8 protein-coding genes and 1 pseudogene are annotated in these 7,659 nt (G+C 72.8%); 4 read left to right on the top strand and 5 right to left on the bottom strand.

From position 1 onward, the window contains the following. The 5 genes from GSF22_RS27560 to GSF22_RS27540 form a co-directional block, all read right to left on the bottom strand. A partial coding sequence (locus GSF22_RS27560; protein WP_208816655.1) for an acyclic terpene utilization AtuA family protein occupies positions 1-1,083 on the bottom strand: 1,083 nt, incomplete at its 3' end. Then, on the bottom strand, positions 1,080-1,916 hold the full coding sequence (locus GSF22_RS27555) for a TIGR03084 family metal-binding protein (protein ID WP_208816654.1): 837 nt from the start codon (positions 1,914-1,916) through the stop codon (positions 1,080-1,082). The genes GSF22_RS27555 and GSF22_RS27560, both read right to left, overlap by 4 nt. Positions 1,917-1,929: 13 nt before the next feature. Continuing rightward, a complete protein-coding gene (locus GSF22_RS27550; protein ID WP_208816653.1) occupies positions 1,930-2,553 on the bottom strand; it encodes a TetR/AcrR family transcriptional regulator in 624 nt (207 codons plus the stop codon). A gap of 100 nt (positions 2,554-2,653) precedes the next feature. Next, positions 2,654-3,403: a metallophosphoesterase family protein gene (locus GSF22_RS27545; RefSeq protein WP_208816652.1), complete on the bottom strand. Its 750-nt coding sequence runs from the start codon at positions 3,401-3,403 to the stop codon at positions 2,654-2,656. 129 nt (positions 3,404-3,532) lie between these two features. Continuing rightward, complete coding sequence (locus GSF22_RS27540; protein ID WP_007073398.1) at positions 3,533-4,210, bottom strand: Crp/Fnr family transcriptional regulator; 678 nt, start codon at positions 4,208-4,210, stop codon at positions 3,533-3,535. A 218-nt stretch (positions 4,211-4,428) separates the two neighbouring features. On the opposite strand from GSF22_RS27540, the gene GSF22_RS27535 reads away from it, so the two are divergent. From GSF22_RS27535 to GSF22_RS27520, 4 genes and pseudogenes are all read left to right on the top strand, one after another. Next, complete coding sequence (locus GSF22_RS27535) at positions 4,429-5,166, top strand: adenosylcobinamide amidohydrolase (RefSeq protein WP_208816651.1); 738 nt, start codon at positions 4,429-4,431, stop codon at positions 5,164-5,166. Positions 5,167-5,336: 170 nt separating this feature from the next. Continuing rightward, on the top strand, positions 5,337-6,488 hold the full coding sequence (locus tag GSF22_RS27530; RefSeq protein ID WP_208816650.1) for a CapA family protein: 1,152 nt from the start codon (positions 5,337-5,339) through the stop codon (positions 6,486-6,488). Positions 6,489-6,612: 124 nt separating this feature from the next. Next, positions 6,613-7,410: an endonuclease III gene (gene nth, locus GSF22_RS27525; protein WP_244454229.1), complete on the top strand. Its 798-nt coding sequence runs from the start codon at positions 6,613-6,615 to the stop codon at positions 7,408-7,410. Then, positions 7,407-7,659 (top strand): annotated as a pseudogene (locus GSF22_RS27520) (TlpA family protein disulfide reductase); the annotation flags it as partial. The gene nth and the pseudogene GSF22_RS27520, both read left to right, overlap by 4 nt.

Genomic DNA, 7,659 nt, shown 5'->3' with positions numbered 1-7,659 from the left:
GGCCCGCCCCTTGTCGCCGTCGCGCAGGTGTACGTGCAGCAGGGCGCTCGCCGTCTCGGTGTCCGCCGCGTCGGGGTGGTCGGTGCGGGCCAGCACGAATTCCAGCCCGTCGGTGCCCACCGCGTCCTCGACCTGGGCCCGGACCAGTGCCGCCTTCGCCCCGATGTCGAGTCCACAGAGGACGAAGGTCATCGAGTTGCGGAACCCGCGGAGGTTGTTCACCCCCACCTTCAGCGTGGCCGGTGGTGGAAGTCCCCGGGTGCCGTGCAGCCGTACCCGGTCCGGACCGTCCGCCGTGAGGGTGACCGTGTCCAGCCGGGTCACCACGTCCGGCCCGAGATAGTACGGCGTGTCGATCTCGTAGAGCAGTTGCGCGGTCACCGTCTCCACGGTCACCGCGCCACCCGTACCGGGATGCTTGGTGATCACCGCCGACCCGTCGGCGTGCAGTTCGGCGATCGGAAAGCCGGGGCGCCGGCCACCGTCGGGCAGCTCGGTGAAGAAGCTGAAGTTGCCCCCGGTCACCTGTGCCCCGCACTCGATCAGGTGCCCGGCCACGGTCGCCCCGGCCAGCGCGTCCAGGTCGTCGCGGGTCCAGCCGAACCGGGCGATCGCCGGGCCGACCACCAGCGACGCGTCGGTGACCCGACCGGTGACCACGATGTCCGCCCCGTCGGCCAGGCAGGCGGCGATACCGAAGGCACCCAGGTACGCGTTGGCGGTGAGCGCGTCCGGTCGGGCCAGGGCGTCGCCCTCGACGTACCCGATCCGGGCGGTCAGCCCGAGCTTCGCGCAGAGCGACTCCAACGCGGTGGCCAGCCCGGCCGGGTTGAGCCCACCGGCGTTGGTGACCAGTTTGACCCCCCGGTCCAGCGCGATGCCGAGGCAGGACTCGGCCTGCCGGAGGAACGTCCGGGCGTAGCCGAGGTCCGGATCACGCAACCGGTCCCGGCCGAGGATCAGCATGGTCAACTCGGCGAGGTAGTCGCCGGTCAGCACGTCCAGTTCGCCACCGTCGAGCATCTCCCGCCAGGCGGAGAACCGGTCGCCGTAGAAGCCGGAGGCGTTGCCGATGCGGATCATGCCGCCACCCCACGGGAGCCGGGCCCGGCGGCCGGTTCGCGGGACACCGACCCGGCGCCCGGTTCCCGGCCGGTGCCCGGTGGGCCGGCGAACGCCTGGGCCACGTCCAGCCACTCGTCGGCGACCGGACCGGTGGCCAGCAGGGCCAGGTCGGCCCGGTGCCGGCGCTGGGTGACCAGCAGGCAGAAGTCCAGCGCCGGCCCGGTCACCCGGTCCGCCGCCTCCGCCGGCCCGTAGCTCCAGGTGGCACCGTCCGGCGCGACGAGATCCACCCGGACCGGCGCCGTCGGCTCGGCGCGGCCGTGGGTGGCGAAGCCGTGTCCGAGGGTACGGAAGCCGAGGTGCGCGACGTGCCGGAGGCGTTCGGTGGGGGTACGGGTGACGCCGAGCGCGTCGGCCACGTCCTGACCGTGCGCCCAGGTCTCCATGAGCCGGGCGGTGGCCATCGAGGTGGCCGACATCCGGGTGCCGTACCAGGGCAGTTTCTCCCCGGCCGGGACCTGGCGCAGCGCGGTGGCGAGTGCCTGCCGGAGCGCCCGCCAACGGGACAGCAGGTCGGCCGGCGGGGCGAGGAACTCCCCGGCACCCCGGTCGACGAAGGTGTCCGGCTCCCCGGCCAGGGCGGCGGCCGTCCGGTGGAACGCGTCCGGATCGGTGGCGGCGAGCAGCGACACATGGTCGGTCCAGGCCAGGTGGGCGATCTGGTGGGCGACCGTCCAGCCCGCTGCCGGGGTCGGCCGGGCCCAGTCGGTCACCGGTAGCGGGGCCACCAGCGCGTCCAGCGCGGCCGACTCGTCGGCGAGATCCACGAGCAGCGTTTCCAGGTCCACCATCGGGCCTCCGTGGTCAGGGTTCGAGGATCGTGGCGAGTTGGCGCTTCCAGGTGAGCAGCAGGGCGGTACGCCGGGCCGAGTCGTCGGAGAGCAGGTTGGCCACCCCGAGGCCGCGCAGCAGGTCGAGGGTGGCCTGCACCGACTCGCGTACCCCGGGCCGGCGCTCGTCCGCCCCGAGCAGTTCGACGGTGAGCCGGTGCATCTCCCGCCCGACCCGCGCCTCCAGCGGGACGAGGGCGTCCCGCAGTTCCGGGTCGGTCCGCGCGGCCACCCACAGCTCCAGGGCGGCGACGAAGAGCGGCCCGGTGAACGCGGCGGCCAGCATGTCGACCACCCGGTCCAGCCGCTCCGGGCCGGTGGGCAGGCTGGCCGCCTCGGCCCGCAGTTCCTCGGCCCGCCGTTCGGTCAGGTGCCCGACCGCAGCGGTCACCAGTGCCGCACGGGTGGGGTAGTGGTGCAACTGGGCACCCCGGGAGACACCGGCCCGGGCGGCGACGACGGTGGTGGTGGTGCCGGACCAGCCGTGCTCGACCAGGCACTCGACGGTCGCTTCCAGCAGCCGGGCCCGGGTGGCGCGGCTGCGTTCCTGCTGCGGTACCCGTTCCGGGGGAGGGACGCGGGTCGATGCGGACGGCACCGGGACAGCGTGCGCCGGAAAAAACAAACAGTCAAGCCTGACTTTTTTGATGGTCCGTCGGCCCGGCCGGGATGTGACCCGGAGCCGACTCCGGCCAGGTTCACCGCCCGTCGCGCGGTCCGAAGGCACGCAGCGCGTCGACGTCCGAGGCCCGCGAGTACAGGAAGTAGTCGGCCCACTCGGCTGCCCCGGGATAGCCGGAATCGGTGGCCACCCGCGCACACGCCGCCGACACGTCGAACCCGGTGACCCGCAACTGCACACCCGGCCCCAGCAGCGCCCAGTGCGCACCGACCCGGCCGTACGGCATGCCGATGCTGCCCGGGTTGACGACCAACCTCCGGTCGACGAGCCGGGTGAACGGCATGTGGGTGTGCCCGCACACGATCGTCCGGACCTGTTCCGGCACGCCCGCCAGCACCTCCGTCCAGCGTTCCAGCCGGGAGTCGACCAGCACCACCTCCTCGTCGTCGCGGGGCGTGGCATGGCAGAAAAGCACCTCGCCGAGACCGGTGACCGGCAGGGTGACGGTGAGCGGTAGGTCGGCGAGGAGGGTGAGCTGACCGTCGGTGAGCTGGTCGGCGGCCCACGGCGCGATCGGGTCCGGGATCGCGCAGTCGCCACCCCGCCGGATCGTCACCAGCTCACGGTCGGCGTTTCCGCGTACCCAGACCACCCGGTCACCCAACCCGGTCAGCAGGTCGAGTACCGCCCCGGGCTGTGGACCGGCGGCGATGTCACCGGTCACCACGATCCGGTCGGCGGCGACGACCTCCGGCTCGGCGAGGACCGCCGCCAGGGCCGGCAGGACACCGTGGATGTCGGAGAGTACGGCGACCCGGTCGAACATGGGGCCAGACTGCCGGAGTACCGACCGGGTGTCGAGAATGTCTGCTTCCAGCAGAACCGGTCATGCGAGAACAGGGGCCACCTTCCGGCGACCCCTGTTGTGGAGCGACCGCTCCTCGCGGCAGTCAGGTCAGACGCGGGCGCGACGGGCCAGGCGCTCCGGGTCGAGGATGATGATGCTCTTGCCGTCCAGCCGCAGCCAGCCCCGCGAGGCGAAATCGGCCAGCGCCTTGTTGACGGTCTCCCGGGAGGCGCCGACGAGCTGGGCGATCTCCTCCTGGGTCAGGTCGTGGGTCACCCGCAGCACGCCGCCGTCCCGGGTACCGAACCGGCCGGCCATCTGGAGCAGGTTCTTCGCCACCCGCCCCGGCACGTCCGTGAAGATCAGGTCGGCGAGCGAGTCGTTGGTCCGCCGCAGCCGACGGGCCAGCACCCGGAGCAGTTGCTCGGCGATCTCGGGGCGGTTGTTCAGCCACGGACGCAGGGCCTGCTTGCGCAGCCGGACCAGGCGGGTGTCGGTCACCGCCGTGGCGGTCGCCGTACGCGGACCCGGGTCGAAGAGCGACAGCTCACCGACCATGTCCGAGGGGCCCATCACGGCGATCAGGTTCTGCCGCCCGTCGGCGGCCCGGCGACCTACCTTGATCTTCCCGGACAGGAGGATATAGAGACTGTCGCCGGGCTCGCCCTCGTTGAAGACGACCTCGCCCTTGCGGACCTCGATCGTCTCCATCTCCTTGGCGAGCGCCTCGGCAGCCTCCGGGTCGACTCCCTGGAAGATCCCGCTGCGGGCCAGTACCTCGTCCATCGCGCACCTCCGCCTACGCGTGCCGTCCATCGGCCGGGTCCGCCGGTCGCTGATCCGTCGCGCGCCGCCAGTCTAGGCGCACGTGAGCAGCAATCAGAGCCGCACCCCTGGGAATCTTGATCCGGGGGCAACCGTCCTGACCTCGTCGCCCGTTATCATCGCCCACCGCTGCCCGGTCCGCACGATCCGGGTACATCCGCAGGTCGTAGGGTCGCCGGGTGCTGACCGAGCCCTTCCTGACCACCCGGTCCGAGAACGATCGTGACATCCCCCTGCTCTACTGGCGGGCCGAACACCCGGTACAGGTGATCAGTTCCGGTCCGTTGGGCGGTGGTATCGGCCTGCGGAACTGGTTGGTCAACGCGACCGTGCCGATGTCGTACCACCGCGACGACCCCGACGCGCACCTGGTCGAACTCGCCGACCGGCTGGGCCTCACCGGCCCCGGGGTGGGACTGCTGACCGGGGTCGACGTGGCCGAGGTCGTCCGCCGGGTCGACACCGACGTGCGGGTCTGGGCCACGGTGGGACTGGGTACCCCGATCCGGGCCGCCGAACCGCCCCTCGACGTCGAGGTTCCCGGGCCGCCACCGGGCGGGGAACCGGCTGCCGGTCCGGCGCGGGCCGCCGGTGCCCCCAACGGGGTGACGCCCGAGCGGGTCGGCACCGTCAACATCGTCGCGTTCGTACCCGCCCGGCTGGGCGACGCCGCCCTGGTCAACGCGGTCGCCACGGTCACCGAGGCGAAGGCCCAGGCGCTCGCGGACCTCGGACTCGACGCCACCGGTACCCCGACCGACTCGGTCACCGTCTGCTGCCCGGCCGACGGGCCCGTGGCGGCGTACGGCGGTCCCCGGTCCCGTTGGGGGGCGCCGCTGGCCCGGGCCGTGCACGCCGCCGTCCTGGCCGGGGGCGCCGGTCCCGTCGTCCCGTGGTCCGAGCAGCCGGACCGCTGACCGACCGGTGCCCGGTCCGAGCGGTGCCCGACCGGTGAGTGGCCGGTGGCCGGTCCGAGCGGTGCCCGACCGGTGAGTGGCCCCGCCGCCGGGCCGGGCGGTCGGCAGGAGACCGTCTCGACCGTTCGGCGGTCGTCGGGGACGGCGGGCGCCCGGTAGGGTCGCGGTCGATGTACGCCTCGTCCCGCTCCCGTCGCCCGCTCGCGCTCGCGCTCGGCGCACTGCTCGCCGTCCTGGTCGGCTGTTCACCCGCCACCGACGACCCGAGCTGGCAGCCGGGCGGACCCACCGCCGCCCCCGCGTCCTCCTCCGGGAAGCCCTCCGGCACCCCGGGCACGACGGCACCGGGCGGCCGGGCGATCTCCATGTCCGCCACCGGGGACATCATCATGGGCAACGCCCCCGGCCGGCTGCCGCCCAACGGCGGTAAGGGCTTCTTCGACTCCGTGAAGGAGGCGCTCGCCGCCGACCTGGTGATGGGCAACCTCGAAGAGCCGCTGACCGACGACACCGGTACCGGCAAGTGCGGCGCCAACTCCACCCGCTGCTTCCAGTTCCGCGCCCCGCCGTCGTACGCGGCGCACCTGCGCGACGCCGGGTTCGAGCTGCTCAACCAGGCCAACAACCACGGGTACGACTACGGGCCGGTCGGCTACAAGAACACCCAGAAGGCGCTGGAGAAGTACGGGCTGAAGCACACCGGAGCCCCGGACCAGATCACCGTGGTCGACGTCGAGGGCGTGAAGGTGGCGGTGGCCGGTTTCTCCTCGTACGTCTGGTCCAACAGCCTCACCGACATCGCCGAGGCGGAACAGGTGGTGGCGAAGGCCGCGACCATGGCCGACCTGGTCGTCGTGCAGGTGCACATGGGCGGCGAAGGGTCCGAGAAGACCCGGGTCAAACCGGGCACCGAGATGTTCCTCGGCGAGAACCGGGGCGACCCGATGAAGTTTTCCCGGGCGATGATCGACGCCGGTGCCGACCTGATCGTCGGCCACGGCCCGCACGTCCTGCGCGGCTTCGAGTTCTACCAGGGCCGCCTGATCGCCTACAGCCTCGGCAACTTCGCCGGTGGCGGCAACTCGCTCAGCAACGCCGGCCGACTGGGCTGGGGTGGGGTGCTCAAGGTGTCCCTCAACCCGGACGGCAGTTGGGCCGGCGGGGAGTTCGTCTCCACCTACATGAACGGGATCGGCAAGCCGACCATGGACCCGGACGACCGTGGCCTCGGTCTGGCCCGGCAGTTGACGAAGTCCGACTTCCCGAAGACCGGTGCGGTCTTCGGCGCCGACGGGAAGATCTCCCCACCCGACGCCGGCTGACCAGGTCCCGGTCGCCACTGACCGGCGCGCTCCGGTGGTACCCGTGGAACGGGCCCGGCCGGGGCCGACACGGACGGTCCGGCGGTCGGCCGGCCCCGTCGGAACGTCACCGGACCGACGTAGGCTGGCCGGCGTGACCGCTACCTCCCTCCGCACCTCCGAGACAGAGCTTGGTCGCAAGCGGCGGGCCCGCCGCATCGGCCGGCTGCTCACCGAGACACACCCCGACGCGCACTGCGAGCTGGACCATGCCAACCCGCTGGAGCTCGCGGTCGCCACGATCCTGTCCGCCCAGTGCACGGACAAACGGGTCAACGAGGTCACCCCGAAGCTCTTCGCCCGCTATCCGACCGCCGCCGACTACGCCGCCGCGGACCGGACCGAGCTGGAGGAGCTGATCCGGCCGACCGGCTTCTTCCGCAACAAGACCGACTCGCTGATCAAGCTGGGGCAGGCTCTGGTCGAACGGCACGACGGTCGGGTTCCCGGTCGGCTTGCGGACCTGGTCACCCTGCCCGGCATCGGGCGCAAGACGGCGAACGTGATCCTCGGCAACGCCTTCGGGGTCCCGGGGATCACCGTCGACACCCACTTCCAGCGACTCGTCCGCCGCTGGGGCTGGACCACCGAGACCGACCCCGTCAAGATCGAGCACGCGATCGGCGCGCTGTTCGAGAAGCGCGACTGGACGATGCTGTCGCACCGGATCATCTTCCACGGGCGGCGCGTCTGCCACGCCCGCAAACCTGCCTGCGGTGCCTGCACCCTGGCCGCGCTCTGCCCGTCCTACGGCACCGGGCCGACCGAACCGGCCCCGGCGGCGAAGCTGCTCAAGGGCCCCCGCGCCCGGGACCTGGCCGCAGCGGCCGGCGTCGACCCCGACCTGGTACCCGTCCAGGCGGTCGTCGCGGAGGCGCCGTGACCCGTCGGTACGTCGCCCTGCTGCTCCTGCCCCTGCTGCTCGCCGGTACCGCCTGCACGGCGGACGACGACCCGCAGTCGGCGCCGTCCGGCCCGCCGCCCTTCGCCGACTGCGCCGGGCTGGCCGCCGTGCCGGCTGCGGGTTCCGCCACAGCGGCGGCCAGCCCTGCGGTGTCCCCGACCAGCCCCGGAGCCGTGCCGGCCGACCGCGCCGGCACCGCTCCGGGGCTGGTCGGGGACACCGCAGGGC

The sequence above is a fragment of the Micromonospora echinofusca genome (assembly GCF_017614955.1).
GTDB classification, from domain to species: Bacteria; Actinomycetota; Actinomycetes; order Mycobacteriales; family Micromonosporaceae; genus Micromonospora; species Micromonospora echinofusca_A.
Note: the sequence above shows the minus strand (reverse complement) of the source record. Positions and strands in the feature narration are given on the sequence as shown.